13 protein-coding genes are annotated in these 15,023 nt (G+C 70.4%); all 13 read left to right on the top strand.

Features of this window, described 5'->3' with window-relative positions; genetic code table 11:
* Window positions 1–115: 115 nt before the first annotated feature.
* Genes tssE through tssK form a run of 13 tightly spaced genes read left to right on the top strand, consistent with a single transcriptional unit; the run spans window position 116 to window position 15,021 of the window.
* Window positions 116–577 (top strand): type VI secretion system baseplate subunit TssE, encoded by a 462-nt coding sequence (tssE, locus tag YQ44_RS14040; protein ID WP_071323908.1) that lies wholly within the window; start codon window positions 116–118, stop codon window positions 575–577.
* The gene (gene tssF / locus YQ44_RS14035; protein WP_071326500.1) at window positions 574–2,337 is read left to right on the top strand and encodes a type VI secretion system baseplate subunit TssF; all 1,764 of its coding nucleotides are present in this window, start codon (window positions 574–576) and stop codon (window positions 2,335–2,337) included. Before tssE ends, tssF begins: the two co-directional genes overlap by 4 nt.
* Window positions 2,325–3,422, top strand: coding sequence for a type VI secretion system baseplate subunit TssG (tssG, locus tag YQ44_RS14030; protein ID WP_071323907.1), 1,098 nt, complete (start codon window positions 2,325–2,327; stop codon window positions 3,420–3,422). Before tssF ends, tssG begins: the two co-directional genes overlap by 13 nt.
* Window positions 3,423–3,427: 5 nt before the next feature.
* Window positions 3,428–6,133: a type VI secretion system ATPase TssH gene (gene tssH, locus YQ44_RS14025; protein WP_071323906.1), complete on the top strand. Its 2,706-nt coding sequence runs from the start codon at window positions 3,428–3,430 to the stop codon at window positions 6,131–6,133.
* On the top strand, window positions 6,130–8,091 hold the full coding sequence (locus tag YQ44_RS14020; RefSeq protein WP_071323905.1) for a type VI secretion system Vgr family protein: 1,962 nt from the start codon (window positions 6,130–6,132) through the stop codon (window positions 8,089–8,091). The genes tssH and YQ44_RS14020 overlap by 4 nt, the downstream gene beginning before the upstream one ends.
* Complete coding sequence (locus YQ44_RS14015; protein WP_071323904.1) at window positions 8,092–8,817, top strand: toxin-antitoxin system YwqK family antitoxin; 726 nt, start codon at window positions 8,092–8,094, stop codon at window positions 8,815–8,817. It abuts the gene before it with no gap.
* A complete protein-coding gene (locus YQ44_RS14010) occupies window positions 8,817–9,203 on the top strand; it encodes a DUF4280 domain-containing protein (protein ID WP_071323903.1) in 387 nt (128 codons plus the stop codon). Before YQ44_RS14015 ends, YQ44_RS14010 begins: the two co-directional genes overlap by 1 nt.
* A gap of 44 nt (window positions 9,204–9,247) precedes the next feature.
* Complete coding sequence (locus tag YQ44_RS14005; RefSeq protein ID WP_156894834.1) at window positions 9,248–9,493, top strand: hypothetical protein; 246 nt, start codon at window positions 9,248–9,250, stop codon at window positions 9,491–9,493.
* Window positions 9,490–10,353, top strand: coding sequence for a substrate-binding periplasmic protein (locus tag YQ44_RS14000; protein WP_071323901.1), 864 nt, complete (start codon window positions 9,490–9,492; stop codon window positions 10,351–10,353). The genes YQ44_RS14005 and YQ44_RS14000 overlap by 4 nt, the downstream gene beginning before the upstream one ends.
* Before the next feature lie 3 nt (window positions 10,354–10,356).
* Window positions 10,357–11,700, top strand: a complete 1,344-nt coding sequence (locus YQ44_RS13995) for a dicarboxylate/amino acid:cation symporter (protein ID WP_198043670.1) — start codon at window positions 10,357–10,359, stop codon at window positions 11,698–11,700.
* On the top strand, window positions 11,697–13,106 hold the full coding sequence (locus tag YQ44_RS13990) for a cation:dicarboxylate symporter family transporter (RefSeq protein ID WP_071323900.1): 1,410 nt from the start codon (window positions 11,697–11,699) through the stop codon (window positions 13,104–13,106). Before YQ44_RS13995 ends, YQ44_RS13990 begins: the two co-directional genes overlap by 4 nt.
* 32 nt (window positions 13,107–13,138) lie before the next feature.
* Window positions 13,139–13,669, top strand: coding sequence for a hypothetical protein (locus tag YQ44_RS13985; protein WP_232251287.1), 531 nt, complete (start codon window positions 13,139–13,141; stop codon window positions 13,667–13,669).
* A 17-nt stretch (window positions 13,670–13,686) separates the two neighbouring features.
* Window positions 13,687–15,021, top strand: a complete 1,335-nt coding sequence (gene tssK / locus YQ44_RS13980) for a type VI secretion system baseplate subunit TssK (protein ID WP_083411839.1) — start codon at window positions 13,687–13,689, stop codon at window positions 15,019–15,021.
* The last annotated feature ends 2 nt before the right edge of the window (window positions 15,022–15,023 follow it).

Here is a 15,023-nt window from a genome sequence, read left to right as displayed (position 1 = left end):
ACTTGTGTTACGCCATCCCCCGGTCCTACCATCAATCCGCACTCTCCGTTTCCGCGGGCGCGCCTTGCCATGGCAGGGCGCCGGACTTTCCAGTAACCACCTGAATGGGTTTTCCATGCACGCCACGCCAGCCGGCTCGCTAGTTCCCCTGTTCGACCGCCTCGGCGGCGAGCCGGATGCGTCCGCCGATGGAAGGGTGCTCGACGTGGATGGCTTGCGGCACTCGCTGCAGCTCGATCTGGCGCGCCTGTTCAATGTGCGCAACGGGATGAGCATCGCGCAGTTCCTCGGCGACGCGCCCACGGTGCTCGACTACGGCTTGCCCGACACCCTGGCGCTGTCGCCGCAGTCGGCCGCCGACCTGGCCCTGTGGCAGCAGGTGCTGGCGCACGCCATCGCCCTGTACGAGCCGCGGCTGTCGCGCGTCAGCGTGCGGGTCGCGCCGGATGCCGGCAAGCCGACGGCGGCGCGCGTGGCCATCGCGGCGACGGCGATGCTGGGGCGCCAGCTGTGCCAGGTGCAGTTCGACGTCGTGCTCGACGACCGGGCCGCCCAGGGGGCGACGCGATGCGCATGAATCCCCAGGACGAGCTGCTCGAATACTACCGGCGCGAACTGGCCTACCTGCGCACGCAGTCGGCCGATTTCGCCGCCCGCTACCCGAAGGTGGCGCAGCGCCTGGTGCTGACGGGCGCCGAGACGGCCGACCCGCACACGGAACACCTGATCCAGTCCGTCGCCTTCCTGAACGCCCGCGTGCACCGCGAGCTCGACCGCGATTTCCCCAGCGTGGCCGCGGCCATGCTCGATAACCTGTGTCCCAGCCTGACGCAGCCCGTGCCGGCCATGACGGTGATGCAGATGACGCTCGACCCCACGGAAGGCAAGGTCACGGCCGGCACGCGGGTGGCGCGCGGCACCATGCTGTCGGCCACGGCCGCCACGGGCGAGCAGTGCCGCTTCCAGGTGGCGTGGGAGACGACCCTGTGGCCGTTGCGCGTGCATGCCATCGTGCAGGAAGATCCGCGCACCCTGCGCCTCGAGGTGCGCTGCGACGAGGGCGTCGACGTGGCCGAGCTGGAACTCGACACCGTGCGCCTGCACCTGTCGGGCGATCTGCTGACCACCATGCCGCTGCATGAAATGCTGATCAGCAGCCTCGATCACCTGGAAGTGGTGTCCAGTGGCGGCGTGCAGCGGCTGGCGGCGCGCCACCTGGCCGAGGTGGGCTTCGCCGAGGACGAGGCCATGCTGGGCGGCCCGGCCCACGCGCATCCTGCGTACGGCCTGCTGCAGGAGTATTTCGCCTTTCCCCGCAAGTTCCAGTTTTTCGACGTCAGCGGCTTGCGCGGGCGCCTGGGCAGCGGCGCCGGCTTCGCGCTGCGCCTCGTGTTCGGCCACAGCGCGCCCGTGCTGGCGCTGCTCGACGCCGGCAACGTGCTGCTTGGCTGCGTACCGGCCCTCAATCTGTTCCCCGTCACCAGCGAGCCCGTCGTCTTCGACCGGCGCCACTATGAATACCTGCTCGTGCCCGACCGCCGGCGCGACGCCGTCATGGAAGTGCACTCGGTCCTCGGCGTGACGGTGTCCGACCCGCGCGGCGAACGCAGCGTGGACATCCCCAGCGCGTTTGCGCAGGCGGGCGGCGAGGGCGCTGACGCGGAGGCGCCAGCGCTATCCTGGACCATGCGCCGCGAAACGAGTCTGCGCAAGGGCATCAGCGGCACCGATGTGTACCTGGGCTTTGTCGACCGGGGCGACGTGCGGGAAGCCTTGAGCGAGCCGGTGGCGTATGCGCGCCTGCTGTGCACGAACCGCCTGCTGGCCGAGCAGATCGGCCCCGGCACGCGCTTTTACGGCGACGGCGTGGCTGCCTCGACGACCATCCGCGCGCTGTACCAGCCCAGCGTGCAGCGCCCGCCCACCATGGCCAACCACGCCCTGTGGTCGCTCGTGTCGCTGCTGCGCCTGAACCACCGTTCGCTCGTCGATGGCAGCACGGGCGCCGATACGCTGCGCGACATGCTGCTGCTGTTTGCCGGCGGCAGCGCGCGCGACCAGGTGCAGATCCGCGGCATCAAGCGCCTGGCGGCCCGCGCCGGCACGGCCCGCGTCGGCAGCGAGGGCTGGCGCGGCCACTGCCGCGGCACCGATATCGTGCTCGAATTCGACACGGACGCCTTCGCCGGCACGTCGCCGCTGGTGCTGGCCGGCGTGCTGGCGCGCTTCTTCGCCCTGTACACGACCGCCAATTCCTTCGTGCGCCTGTCCGTCGTGCGCCACGGCGAACCCTGGATGCAATGGCCTGCCATGACGGGACGACAATGCCTGATCTGATCGCACTGCTGCGCCGCGCGCCGCACACTTTCAACCTGTTCCAGGCCATCAGCCTGCTCGAACGCAGTGCGCCCGCGCGCGCACAGGTTGGCCACGGCCAGGGCCTGGACGAGGCGCTGCGCCTGGGCGCCCACGTGGACATGGCGTTTGCCCCCAGCGACATCGCCAGCCTGGGCGACAGCGCGCGCCCGGGACCGGCCCTGACCCTGCGCACGGCGGCGCTGTCGCTGGCCGGCGCGCAGGGCCCGCTGGCCGCGCCATTCACGGAACTGCTGCTGGCAGGGCGCCGCCAGCGCGACGGCGCCGGGCTCGATTTCCTCGACATCTTCAACCAGCGCCTGCTGGGCTTCTGGTACCGGGGGCGCGGCAAGCACCACCTGGCGCTGCAGCCGGGCAGCGTTTCGCCCGTGCCGCAGCCAGGGCAGCGGCCGACGGCGCCGCTGCCGCGCAGCCTCGACGCCTTGTCCGGCCTGGGCCGCGCCGAGGGCGCGCAGGCGCCCGGCGGCGAGCTGGCCTGGCTGCGCCACGCGGGCTTGCAGGGGGCCGCCCCCCGTTCCATGGCCACCTTGCTGACCCTGCTGCGCGACCGCATGGGCATCGATTTTCGCGGCCAGCAATTCATCGGCGCCTGGCAGGAACTGGCCGCCAGCGACCGCGCCCGCCTGCAAGGCCGCCAGGCGCGGCGCGGCCTGGGCGCGCAGACCCTGGGCATGGGCGCCTGCCTGGGCGCGCGCGCCTGGGACCAGTCGGCTGGCATCGCGCTCACGGCACCGGCGCTGGCGCCGGCGCAATTTGCCGCGCTGCTGCCCGGCGGCGCGCAGTGCGCGCTGCTGGCCTGGCTGGTGGCGCGCCACCTGCAGCGCGGCATGACGGCGACCCTGGAACTGACCCTGGCCACGCCGCCGGCCAGCACGCTGGAACGGCCCGCGGCCCAGGCGCTGGCGCCCCGGCTCGGCCACAGCGCCTGGCTGTGCGGCCGCGCCGGCGGCGCATCGTCCGCGCATGTGCAGCCGGTGCGTTTCGTGCTGAACGCGGCCGGCGCCCATGCCGGCACCACCCCCACCCACGCCGACGACTGGAACTGAGCGCCATGGAAATCGATATCCGCACCTTGCTGTCCCACCTCAATCCCGAGTGCAAGCGGGCCATGGGCGGTGCGGCGGAACTGTGCGTCAAGCAGACGCACTTCAATGTGGAAGTCGAACACCTGCTGCTGGCGCTGCTCGACGCGGGCGCTCCCGACTGGGTCTTGCTGCTGGCGCACTTCGGCGTCGATGCGGACGCCGTGCGCACGCAGGTGCAGGCTTGCATCGATGGCTTCAAGCGCGGCAACAGCCGCACGCCGGCCATGTCGCCGCATTTCGTGCCGCTGCTGCGCGAGGCCTGGCTCACCAGTTCCATGCTGCTGGGCAGCCAGCAGATCCGCTCCGGCACCGTCCTGCTGTCCCTGCTGGAACTGGACAGCCTGCGCGGCATGCTGATCGAGACGGCGCCGGCGTTGCTGACGATACCGCGCGAATCGCTGAAGGCGCAGCTGGCGTCGCTGCTGGCCGGCTCCAGCGAGGACGCCGGTCCCGCCGGCGCCGCGCCGGGCGCGCCGCTGGCGCCCGCCATGCCCGGCAGCGCCGGCGGCGGGGCGAACGGCACGCCGGCGCTGGATCTGTACACGGTGGACATGACGGCGCAGGCGCGCGCCGGGCGCATCGACCCCGTGCGCGGCCGGAATGCGGAAATCCGCCAGATCATCGACATTCTGCTGCGCCGCCGCCAGAACAATCCCATCCTCACCGGCGAGGCGGGCGTCGGCAAGACGGCCGTGGTGGAAGGGTTTGCCTTGCGCGTGGCCGAAGGCAGCGTGCCGGCCGTGCTGGCCGACGTACGCGTCTGCTCGCTGGACCTGGCACTGCTGCAGGCGGGCGCCGGTGTGCGCGGCGAGTACGAGCAGCGGCTGAAATCCGTGATCGCCGAAGTGCGCGCGGCCGCCACGCCCGTCATCCTTTTCATCGACGAGGCGCACCAGCTGATCGGCGCGGGCGGCAGCGAAGGGCAGGGCGACGCCGCCAACCTGCTGAAACCGGCGCTGGCGCGCGGCGAACTGCGCACCATCGCCGCCACCACCTGGGCCGAGTACAAGAAGCACGTCGAGCGCGACCCGGCCCTGGCGCGCCGCTTCCAGGTGGTGAAGGTGGAAGAGCCGACGCCGGAAGCGGCCATCGGCATGTTGCGCGGCATGGTGGCCACCCTCGAGCGCCACCACCAGGTGGAAATCCTCGACGAAGCCGTGCGCGACGCCGTGCGCCTGTCGCAGCGCTACATCACGGGACGCCAGCTGCCGGACAAGGCCATCAGCGTGCTCGACACGGCGTGCGCGCGCGTGGCCATCGCGCTGGCCGGCACGCCGCCGCAGCTCGAGGCGCTCGAATACGACATGGTGCAGGCCACGGAAGGCTTGCGCATCGTGCGCCAGCAGCTGGGGCGCGGCGAGGGCGACGCGGCCGAAGGCGAACGGCAGGCGGCCAGCCTGGCGCGCATGAGCGAGCGCCACGCGGCCCTGGTGGCCAAGCTGGCGGAAGAACGCCGCGCCGTGGAGGAAATCCTGGCCCTGCGGCGCACGATCGCCGCGCGCGTGGGCGGGGCCGACGCCGGCGGCGATACCGGTGCCGAAGCCGACGAACATGCGGCGCAGGCGGCCCAGCTGCAGCGCCTGCAAAAGGGACTCGAAGCGATCCAGGACGAAGAAGCCATGGTGCCCGTCTGCGTCGATTCGTCCATGGTGGCGGGCGTCATCTCGGGCTGGACCGGCATACCCGTCGGCAAGATGCTGGCCGACGAGGTGCACACGGTGCTGCAATTGCACGAGCGCCTGTGCGAGCGCGTGGTGGGGCAGGACCAGGCGCTGGACGCCATCGCGCGCCGCGTGCGCACCTTCCGCGCCGAGCTGGACGATCCGGGCAAGCCCGTCGGCGTGTTCATGCTGGTGGGTCCCAGCGGCGTGGGCAAGACGGAAACGGCGTGCGCGCTGGCCGACATGCTGTATGGCGGCGAGCGCAACATGATCACGATTAATATGTCGGAATTCCAGGAAGCGCACACGATTTCGAGCCTGAAGGGCGCGCCGCCCGGCTATGTCGGCTACGGCAAGGGCGGCGTGCTGACGGAAGCCGTGCGCCGCCGTCCGTACAGCGTGGTGCTGCTCGATGAAATGGAAAAAGCCCATCCCGACGTGCTCGAGCTGTTCTTCCAGGTCTTCGACAAGGGCACGATGGAGGACGGCGAGGGCGTCAGCATCGACTTCAAGCACACCTTGATTTTGCTGACGTCGAACGCGGCGCAGGATGTGATCACGCGCGCCTGCCAGGATGCGCGCGGCAAGCGCCTGCCCGACCCCGAAGCCCTGGTGGCGCAATTGCGTCCTGCCCTGCTGCGCCAGTTCAGCCCCGCCTTCCTGGGGCGCGTGGTGCTGGTGCCGTACTACCCGCTGGGCGACGCGGAAATCAGCGTCATCGTCGAAATGAAGCTGGCGCGCCTGGCCGAACGCTTCGCCGCCAACCACCACGCGCGCTTCAGCTGGGACGATGCCGTGACGGCTGCCATCACGGCGCGCTGCACGGAAGTCGACAGCGGCGCGCGCAATATCGATTACATCCTCACGCAGACGGTCTTGCCGCAATTGTCGGGCCTGGTGCTCGAGCGCATCGCCACGGCCTCCGCGTTCTCGGCCGTGCACATGGCCATGGGCGCCGGCCAGCAGTTCGTCTACGGCTTCCGGGACAGCCCCGTGCGGGGGGCTGCATGAAGGCCAACTTCAAGCAGGCGGGCTTGCTGCGCGTCAGTTCGCCGCTGGGCGCCGACGATTTGCTGCTCGACAGCATGACGGGCAGCGAGGGGCTGTCCGAGCTGTTCCGCTTCCACCTGCACATGCGCTCGCCCAGCACCAGCCTCAGCGCCGCAGCCGTCGTGGGCAAGGACATGACGGTGACCATCGCGCTGCCCGACGGCCCGTCGCGCTACGTCAGCGGCATCGTCACGCGCTTCATCCAGAGCGGCCAGGACCGCGATTTCGCCGCCTACGAGGCGGAACTGGCGCCGGCCCTGTGGCTGCTGACCCTGTCGCGCGACCGCAAGATCTTCCCCAACCAGGGCGTGGACGCCGTCATCAAGGCCGTGCTGACGAGCTTTGGCATCGCCTTCGATTCCAAGCTGGCGGGCACGTATGCCGCGCGCGAGTATTGCGTGCAGTACGACGAGACGGCGTTCGACTTCATTTCGCGCCTGATGGAGCAGGCCGGCATCTTCTATTTCTTCACCTTCAGCAGCAGCGGCCACACCATGGTGCTGGCCGACGCGCCGGCCCATTGCGCCGATTGCGCGGGCGCGGCCACGGCCCGCTTCTGGCCCGACACGGGCATGCAGCGGCCCGCCGACACGGTGACGCGCTTCGCCAGCGAGCACCGCATCGCGCTGCAGCAGATGACCGTCAACGACTATGACTTCGTCACGCCGGACACCTCGCTCGAAGGCAGCTTCGCGGCCACGGGCGGCAAGGGCAAGAGCTATGAGTTTGCCAGCGGCCATCCGACGGTGGCCGCCGCCAAGGCGCTGGCCCAGCTGCGCGTGGAGGCGGACCAGGCCACGGCCGAGGTGCTGCGCGGCGACAGCTATTGCTATCCGTTCGCGGCCGGCACGCGCTTTGCGCTGTCCGGCCATTTCGTGGCGGCGCTGAACGCCAGCTTCGTGCTGCGCCGCGTGCAGCATACGGCGAACAGCGAGGGCTACAGCAACTGTTTCGAAGCCTTTCCCGCCGCCGTGCCGTTCCGCGCGCCCGTGGTGACGACGCGTCCGCGCGCGGCCGGCTGCGAAACGGCGAAGGTCGTGGGGCCGGCCGGCGAGGAAATCTGGACCGACAAGCATGGCCGCGTCAAGGTGCGCTTTCCCTGGGACCGCGACGCCGCCGACGACAAGCGCGCGCCGTGGATACGCGTGGCGCAGGCGACGGCGGGCAAGGGCGTGGGCGCCTTCTTCCTGCCGCGCGTGGGGCACGAAGTGGTGATCAGCTACATGAACGGCGACCCGGACCGGCCGCTGGTAACGGGCAGCGTCTACAACGGCACGAACGTCACGCCGGCCACCTTGCCCGCCAACCAGACGCAGTCCATCCTGCGCACGCTGTCGTCGAAGCAGGGCAGCGCCGGCAACGAATTGCGCTTCGAAGACAAGAAGGACGCCGAGCAGCTGTACCTGCACGCGCAGAAGGACATGCTGACGGAAATCGAGAATGCGCTGACGACGACCGTCAAAAAGGGCGCCGAAATCCATACCCTGGACGAGGGCGACCGCACGGTCGACGTCAAGAAGGGCAAGGAAACGCACACGGTGGCCGGCACGCGCGGCGTGACCGTGACGGGCGCCGAGACGCACGCCAACGAGGCGGCGTTCAAGCACACGGTGAAGGGCGACTATGCGCTGACCATCGACGGCAGCCTGAGCATCACGGTGAAGGGCGCCATCAAGATCGTCTCGGACGGCGCCGTCGCGCTGGAAGCGGGCACCACGCTGGCGGCCAAGGCCGGCACCGCGCTGAGCAACAAGGCCGGCACGGAGCTGGCCTGCGAGGCGGGCACCAAGCTCAGTACCAAGGCGGGCGTGCAGATCGACCACAAGGCGCCCGTCATCAACAGCAAGGCCGACGCCACGCAGACGGTGGAAGCGGGCGCCATGCTCACGCTCAAGGGCGCCATGGCGAAGGTGAACTAGATGACGAGCGACTTTTCAACCGCCGCCGCTCCCCCCGCCGCCGTGCGCGAAAGCCGCGTGGTGGAGGAGCACGACGATGCCGGCATCCTGCTGTTGCGCAGCACCATGGCGGGCGGCGTGCTGCACGGCCCGCTGGAACAGTACGGGCCGGGCGGCCAGCCGGCGATGACGGCGCATTTCCAGGATGGCAAGCTGCACGGCACGGTGGCCCTGTATGGCGACGATGGCGTGGTGGTGCAGCGCAGCGCCTTCCAGCACGGCCTGGCGCACGGCCTGATCGAAACCTTCCTCCACGGCCGCCGGATCGCCGCGCAGACCATGTCGGGCGGCGTCGCCAGCGGACCGTCGCTGTCGTTCGACGAGGCGGGCCAGATGACGGCGCGGCTGCAGCTGGCCGACGGTCAGCTCGACGGCCAGGCCCTGTTCTACCACGAGGGACGCCAGGTGCGCAGCGCCTGGTACCGCGCCGGCCTGCTCGAAGGCGAGAGCGCCGATTACGACGCCGAAGGCCAGGTGCTGCAGCGCTGCACCTACCGCGCCAACCTGCTGCATGGGCCGCTGCGCCGCTACTGGCCCGGCGGCGCGCTGATGGAAGAAGTGATTTACCGCGAAGGCGTGCCGCTGGCGGCGCCGGCCCGCTTCGATGCGCAGGGCAGGCGCCAGGGCAATGCCGAGGCGGCGCCGGCCCTGTTCGAACGCCTGAAAAAACTGCTAAGGGGGGACTGATGGGACAACAAGTCTGCGCCGGGGCGATGCTGAAATGCTCGTTCGGCATGGCGCCCGGCACGCTGATGGTGCTGCCGTTGAACAAGGTGATGACGATCATGCCGGACGCCAACATCATGGACAACAAGCCCATGGTCAACATCCTGCCCTTCGGCATGTGCATGTCGATGGCCAACCCGCAGGTGGCAGCGGCCACGGCGGCGGCGCTGGGCGTGCTGGTGCCCATGCCGTGCATTCCCATGACCACTGCGCCGTGGGTGCCCGGTTCGCCCACGGTCTTGCTGGGCAATATGCCGACCCTGAACAACGCTTCCAAGCTGATGTGCATGTTCGGCGGCGTGATTGAAATCTGCATGCCGGGCCAGATGACCGTGGCCGTGCCTTGAACGTCCGATACATCCGATGAACCTTGACTTTGCCGAGTGAGCCGATGGAATACCGATTAAGCCTTACCCCGCGCCTGGTGGCCGTCGGGTTTTTTGCGGTGGTGGCCCTGCTGGTGCTGCTGTTCGCGCTGGGTTTCCAGCTGGGCCAGAGGCTGGCCGCCGGGGAAGCGCCGGGCGTCGCACGCGGCCATGGCGTCGCGCGCGGCCATGGCGCCGCCGCTGCAACGCCAGCGGCCGTGGCGGTCGCGCCGCCGGTGGCGGCTGCCGCGCCGGCAGGGGAGGCGCCATGATGCGCCTGCGACACTGCTGCCGCGCCCTGGCGCTGGCGCTGGCCTACGCCTGCGCGCCCGCGCTGGCCACGGACGGCCTGCCGCCGCTGCCGGCCGGCTCGCCCCTCGTGCGCGGCGCCGATGGCCGCCTGATGGCGCCCGACATCGCCCGCATCGTCGCGCGCGGCGAACTGGTGGTGGCCATGTTCAAGGCCGACAGCCCGCCGTTCTACACGGAGAAAAATGGCGTGCTGAGCGGCATTGACGTCGATCTGGCGCGCAGCATCGGCAAGGAGCTGGGCGTGCCCGTGCGTTTCGACCGCAGCGGCGCCAGCATCGACGGCGTGGTCGAGCTGGTCGGCGTCGGCCAGGCCGATATCGCCATCGGCCGCCTGGGGCGCACGCTCCGGCGCAGCCAGATGGTGCTGTTCTCGACGCCGTACATGCTGCTGGGCCACGCCATGCTGATCAACCGCGTGCGCTTCGCGGAAATGGCCGGCGAGCGCCCGCTGAAGCAGGTGATGCGCGACTTCAAGGGCCAGATCGGCGTCATCGCCCACACTTCGTGGGAGGAATACGCGCGCCGGCATTTCCCGCAGGCGACCGTGAAGCCGTATCCCACCTGGCCGGCGCTGGTGGATGCCGTCAGCCGCGGCGAGGTGGCCGGCGCCTACCGCGACGAGCTCGAGGTGCGCGCCGTGCTCGAGCGCGATCCGCGCCTGGCCCTGACCCTGCGCACGGTGACCTTCAGCGATGCGCAATCCGTGCTGAGCGTGATGGTGGGCGTGCGCGACACGACATTATTGTCCCTGGTCAACGAGGTGATCGGCACGCGCGCCGACAAGCCCAGCGTGGCCAGCGCTCTGAAACTGGCGAGGTAGACCATGCATACCCCCGTGAATGCCGACATCGACACCGTGGCCGCCGTGCCCGCGCCGCAGCCGGGCGCCGTCTTGCGCCGCTTCCGCGCGCTGGCCATCAATCCCTTCATGGTGCTGGCCTGCGTGCTGCTGGGCGCGAGCATCGGCTGGGCGGCGCCCGGCGTGGCGCGTCCGCTGGGCCTGGTCGGCGTCGTCTACGTCGACCTGCTGACGATGGTGGTGCTGCCGTTCATGATGTCGGCGGTGGTGCTGAGCCTGCAAAACCTGTACCGCGAGGGCGGGGCCGGCAAGATCGTGCAGCGCGTGGTGGTGGTGTTCGTGCTGCTGGCGCTGGCCGCGGCCGTGCTGGCCACCGTCGCCACCTGGCTGCTGCATCCGGGCGGCGGCATGTCCGAGGGCACGCGCGCCGCGCTCGGGCATATCGTCGGCGGCGATGCCGATGGCAGCAACACGGCCATGGCCCTGCTGACGCCGGAGCCGGCGCCGGCCTCGGCCAGCGCGCAAGAGATACTGCGCACCCTGATCCCGTCGAATATCTTCGCCGCGCTGGCGAATGGCGAAACGCTCAAGGCGCTGGTCTTCGCGCTGCTGTTCGGTTTTGCCGTGGGCCAGGTGCCGAGCCGCATCTCGACGGGCTTGCAGGATGCGCTGGAAACCGTCTACAAGGCGTGCCAGACCCTGACCGGCTGGATCAACCTGCCGCTGCCGCTGATCCTCGTGTGCATGGCGGCCGGCCAGGTGGCGCGCACGGGCCTGGCGCCGATGGCGGCCATGGCCGGTTTCGTCGGCGGCTTCCTGGCCGTCAGCGTACTGCTGGTCGGCGTGGCCATGGCCGTCGTGCGCCACCGCGCCGGGGTCGGTGCGCGTGCGGTGATGAAGGCCATGCGCGAACCGTTCGCGCTGGGCGTGGCGACCAACAACAGCGCCGCCTGCATGCCGGCCATGGTCAATGCGCTGGTGGGGCGCCTGGGCTTTGCCCGCTCGCGCGTGGAACTGCTGGTGCCGCTCAGCGTGGCCCTGCTGCGCGCCGGACCGGTCGCGTATTTCGTCTGCGGCAGCATGTTCATCGCCGCCCTGTACGGCCGCACGCTGTCGGCGTCCGACCTGGCCCTGCTGGCCGGGCTGTCCGCGCTGACGGGCTTTGCCTCGTCCGGCATGGCCGGCGTCGTGACGGTGTCGCTGATGGGCGTGGTGTGCGCCAGCCTGTCGCTGCCGTTCGAGGCGGCCTTCGTGCTGTTCGTGGCGGTCGATCCCGTCTGCGCCATGGCCCGCACGGCGCTTACCGTCATCGCCAACTGCGCGGCCGTGTCGCTGATCTGCGCGCGTCCCGTGACCCTGCAGCCATGAAGCTGCTGCGCGACATCCTGCACCAGCCCGCCACCTTGCTTGGCGCGGTGATGCTGGGCGCCTGGGTCGGCATGCTGTGGCCGCAGGGCGCACCCCTGTTTGCCGCCCTGTCGACCATCTATCTGTCGCTGATCCAGGTGGCGGCCTTGCCCTTCCTCGTGCTGGCCGTGTATTTCGGCTTGCAACGGATGGCGGCCGCCGGCGAGCAGTGGCGCCGCCTCGGCGTGCTGGCGCTGCTGGGACTGCTGCTCATGCTGCTGTGCGCCCTGGGCGGCGCCGTGCTGGCCAGCCTGGGCGCGGCCGGCGCCGGCCTCGATGCGGGCCAGGAAGCGTCGCTGGGCCGGCTGGCCATGCGCGCCGAGGCGCCGCCCGTGGTCAGCCTGCATGCCGAGGAGGCGGCGGCGGGCGCGGTGGCGGCGCCGCCGCTGGTGCCGCGCAACCTGTATGCCGTGATGGCGTTCGGCTCGGCGCCGTCGGTGCTGATCGGCGTGCTGCTGTTCGGCGCCGCCGTGGCCGTGCAGCGCCCGGAGGCCAGCAATCAGCTGAGCAGCATCCTCGAAGCCGTGTACCGCGGCATGGAGCTGGCCATCCGCTCCGTGAATATCGGCTTGCCGCTGACGGCCTTCATCCTCGCCGCGGCCGCCACCAGCAGCGCGGGCGGCGAGTCGATCGGCCTGCTGACGGGCTTCCTGCTCACCTGGTACGGCAGCGTGCTGCTGTGCTGCGCGCTGGTGGTGGGGCTGCTGGCCTGGCGCCTGAAGACGCACCCGTGGCAGGTGCTGACGGCGCTGCGCGAGCCCGTCACCGTCTGCCTGTTCGCGCCAGTCGGCGCGGCGGCGCTGCCCGAATTCATCGAGGCGCTCAGCGTGCGCCTCGGTTTCAGCCGCGGCGTGGTGGAGCTGATGGCCTCGATCTGCCCCGTCTTCATCAAGACGGGCGAGGCGCTGTTTTTCGCCGTGCTGGCCGTTTTCGTGGCGAATGTGTACGGCCAGCCGCCGGGCGCGGCGGACATTCTCCTGATCGGTTTTCTGGCTGCCTGGACGGCACTGTGGGCTATCGGCGTGCCCGGCGTGAAGGCGGTGCTGTGGGCCGGCGTGCTGCAGGCGTCGCTGGGCTTGCCGCTGGACGCCATGCTGCCCGTGCTGCTGATGCTCGAAGTGCTGTGCGAGGGCGCACGCAACCTGGTGTCTTACCTGGCCGCCGCCGCCCTGATCGCGCTGGGCAGCGAGGCGGCGCTGCCGCAGCAGGCGGTGGCGGCCAGCGCCGCTGCGACCGCGCCGCTGCTGCTGGTGCTGGGACGGCGCCAGGCCTGGCTCGGCGCGGGCTTGCTGGCGGCGGCCCTGCTGTCGGTGTTTGGCGCGGGCCTGGGCGCCGGCCTGCGCAAGATGCTGATGCTGACTTACTAAGGTTTTCTTACTCATTACGTACAGGATATTCCATGTCTTTCAAGCCCGAATCGACGCAGGCCGGCGCACACCGCGCGATGACGCAGCTGGCGCTGGCCCTGCTGGCGGCCAGCATGCTGGCCGGCTGCGGCGCGCTGGCACTGATGCGCGGGGACCCGCGGCCCGTCAAGCCCGACTGGCAAACGGTGACCCTGGTGGCCGCCAACGATGCGAACGGCAACAGCGCGCTGGCCGTCGACGTGGTGCTGGTCAGGGACAAGGCCGTGCTCGACACCCTGGCCGCCATGCCGGCCAGCCGCTATTTTGCCGCCAAGGGCGACTTGCAGCGCACCTTTCCCGAAGCCCTGACGGTGCTGGCCGTGGAAATCACGCCGGGCCAGGCGCTGCAGCTGGACGCCAAACGCTTCGGCGAGCAGCGCGTCTGGGCCGCGCTGGTCTTTGCCAATTATGCCAATCCCGGCGAACACCGCGAGCGCTTGCTGCTCGGCAGCAGCGCCTATGTGCTGCAGCTGAACGCGCAGGGGTTCGCCGCCAGCGACATCAAGACGGGCGCCGCCCGCTAACCGAGGAAGCATCTGCCATGGCCGAAGCAATGTTGTATGACCGTATCCAGTGGCATGAAGGCATGCTGCTCACTCCGCAGCATTTCCAGCAGGAGAGCGCCCGCGTGGACGCCCTGGTGGGCTGGCAGGCGCTGGCCGCCCAGCCGGCCGCCTGGGGCGTGCGCGTGCTGGCCATCGACGAGGCCAGGCTGAGCAGCGGCAAGCTGCGCATCACGGCGCTGCAAGCCATCTTGCCCAACGGCATGGCGGTGGCGTACGACGCCGGCCAGGCGCAGGACTACGTGCTGGAACTGGACCTGGCGCCGTACGCCGCCGGCATGGAGCAGCACGACTTGCCCGTCTACCTGGCCGTCGGCACTGCGCGTTCGCTGCGCCTGCCGGGGCAGCCGGCCATGTTCCGCCGCGTCGACAGCCCGCTCGTCGAGGACGAAGTGTCCGAAGCGCTGGCCGACGAGGTGCCGCGCATGGCCGCCAACCTGTGCCTGATGGCCGGCAAGGTGCCGGGGCCGGCCTGGGTGCATCTGCAGCTGATGATCTTGCGCAAGGAAAACGAAAGCGTGCGCCGCTGCGCCTTCTGGCCGGCCCAGCTCGAGGTGCCCGCCGCCTCGGCCATTTTGCAGCGCGCGCAGGCGCTGGCCGCGCTGATGCGCAACAAGGCCGTCTTCCTCGCGCGCCAGACGGCCACGGGCTCGTCGCGGCTGGAAGACCGGCTGGCCATGCTGGAACAGCGGGCGCGCCTGTCCAGCCTGACCCTGCACCTGCCGCTGCTGGAAGCGGCGCTCGATGCGGGGCCGGTGCAGCCGCTGCCGCTGTACCTGGCCCTGTGCGCCCAGCTCGGTCCCTTGTCGGCGCTGCGCCCCGGCGCCGTGCCGCTGGCGCCGCCCGCCTACGTGCATGGCGACAGCTATGCGGCTTTCGACAGCGTGCTGGGCAACCTGCTGGACCTGGTCGGCGAAGTGAGCCAGGAATGGAAGACCTGCACCTTCAACTTGAACGGCCAGGTGTTTTCCCTGCCGCTGCGCCCGGAATGGCTGGGCGGGCAGGGCACGCGCCTGGTGGTGGGCTTGCGCGGCCAGCGCGAGCGCGAACTGGCGGCGTGGATGGCGGGCGCCGTGATCGGCTCGCGCACGGTGTCGGCGTCGCTGGGCGACCGCCGCGTGCTGGGCGCGACGCGCGGCCCCATCGACGGCGCGCCGGAACTGGGCTTGCGCGGCAGCCAGGGCTGCAGCCTGTTCGCCATCGAGGTCACCGACCAGTTCATCGTCGCCGGCCAGGATTTGCTCATTAGCAACATCAACGAACACCTGCAGGCACAGCGCCCGCAGGAAGTCGTTTTGTTCATCAAAGGCTGAAG

Origin of the sequence: Janthinobacterium sp. 1_2014MBL_MicDiv (genome assembly GCF_001865675.1) — a bacterium.
GTDB lineage: Bacteria > Pseudomonadota > Gammaproteobacteria > Burkholderiales > Burkholderiaceae_D > Janthinobacterium.
Note: the sequence above shows the minus strand (reverse complement) of the source record. Positions and strands in the feature narration are given on the sequence as shown.